We start from the raw sequence: 1,534 nt of genomic DNA, 5'->3' as shown, positions 1-1,534 counted from the left end.
GCCGATCACTGCCCAGGTCTCGTCAGATATCTCTCTGCGTGCCACAAGGACAGACTCGCCGACGACCGACGCTCCACCCTTTAGCAACACGCCCTAGATCCTGGTGAGATGGCCTCATCCTCCACTCACCCGCCGAGGACGCGAGTGCCGACCGCACACCGAGTATCCGAGCGGGAAGCTCGAGGAAGCCGCCCACGCAAGGCGGATGCCGTGAGCAGCTTCGTCGTGCCCGATCCTCAGCGCTAGCGGCTGCAATCCAGATGGTCCTACGTTCCGGAACGTGGTGGAGTTCCGGTTTAACGTGTGAGCCATCCGAGTCCTCGGAGCAGCACACCGCTGTGGTCGTCTCCGCCCTTGCTGACCGTGTTGTTGTTGCTCTTGAGCTCGGTTGTCGAGTGCCGGGGCTGCGGAATCATACGGGGTGCGGAAGCTCGCGTCCGAGGACCAGAGTCCTCAGTCGAGGGTCGACTAATGAATCATCACCAGCGGCATCTGTCAGCGCCCGTTCTGCCCGGTCTCGGGAGATGAAGGCACTCCGCCCTATGGCTGAGATGTCTTCAGCTTGAGTGTCTGACGGACCGCCACTGCTGAGCAGGTGGATGCTGACGCCATCGGCAAGCTCCTGTTGTGAGGCGTCGGGCACCGGGAGGCTCTCCCACTCCACGACATACTCGGGGTCGCGTTCGTGGCCTCTGACCAGGTCCCTAGCGATCTGCTCGTCGGCCGTGGCCAGGATCACCGCCTCATCGAGGGTTCTCCTGTGCTTCCTATAGATCACGTGGACCATTGCCGCTGACGTGTCCGTCTGCGATGAGGAAATGTGAGTGGCGAACATCGTGACGATGAGCAGCACTCCGACGATGAAGTGTGCTGGCCAGGAGAGCATCAGCGCGAACCCGCCGCCGATCGAGTTGGTGCCGGAGAAGTACCCGAAGGCTGCGAGTCCCACGGCCACTGCTGAGAGCGCCCCGATGACGATCCGCAGAGCGATCCGCTCCCTGTTCATCACCAGAGCAAGGACTACCAGGGCGAAGATGACCAGATCCGGCAGGAACAGCCAGAAGTACCACAGGTCCGGTTCTGTCATGTCCAGATACCAGACGGTGGCCCGTTCCCAGAGGTAGCGCCCCATGGAGAGTATGGCTGCCAGGGCTGTGATCACATGGCCTGTCGTGCTCATCTAGCGTCCATCCCATCTCGACGTCCGCACACTCACGAGGGAGTAGTAGGCCGAGGCTCGGTGTAGCCGGTCTTCCGGCCAGGGCCCTTGAACTGTCCTGGGTTCCCTTGATCGTCTTCTTGCGTTCGATCCGACGCCTGGGGCAGGTCATCACCCCAGTCGCCGAAATGGCGAGGGCCTAGTTGTAGGAGGGCATGACGTTGTTGATAGTCGCCGGGGCAAGTGCGGCCGGGGCTGATCGCCGCAGGAGGTATGGGGCCGATGATAGTTGTAGTGGTTGACCCAGACCTGCAGGGCCTGTCGGCGAGCCTGTTCGGAATCGTAGGCCCGGGTGTAGAGGACCTCGTCGACCAT

1 protein-coding gene and 1 pseudogene are annotated in these 1,534 nt (G+C 62.1%); both read right to left on the bottom strand.

Features of this window, described 5'->3' with window-relative positions; genetic code table 11:
• Window positions 1-412: 412 nt before the first annotated feature.
• Entirely contained in the window at window positions 413-1,180 is a 768-nt protein-coding gene (locus BCY76_RS17225; RefSeq protein ID WP_139827890.1) for a hypothetical protein, read from the bottom strand.
• A 178-nt stretch (window positions 1,181-1,358) separates the two neighbouring features.
• Window positions 1,359-1,534, bottom strand: a pseudogene (locus tag BCY76_RS17220) (integrase core domain-containing protein); the annotation flags it as partial.

The sequence above is a fragment of the Nesterenkonia sp. PF2B19 genome, assembly GCF_001758425.2.
In the GTDB taxonomy this organism is placed as follows: Bacteria; Actinomycetota; Actinomycetes; order Actinomycetales; family Micrococcaceae; genus Nesterenkonia; species Nesterenkonia aethiopica.
Note: the sequence above shows the minus strand (reverse complement) of the source record. Positions and strands in the feature narration are given on the sequence as shown.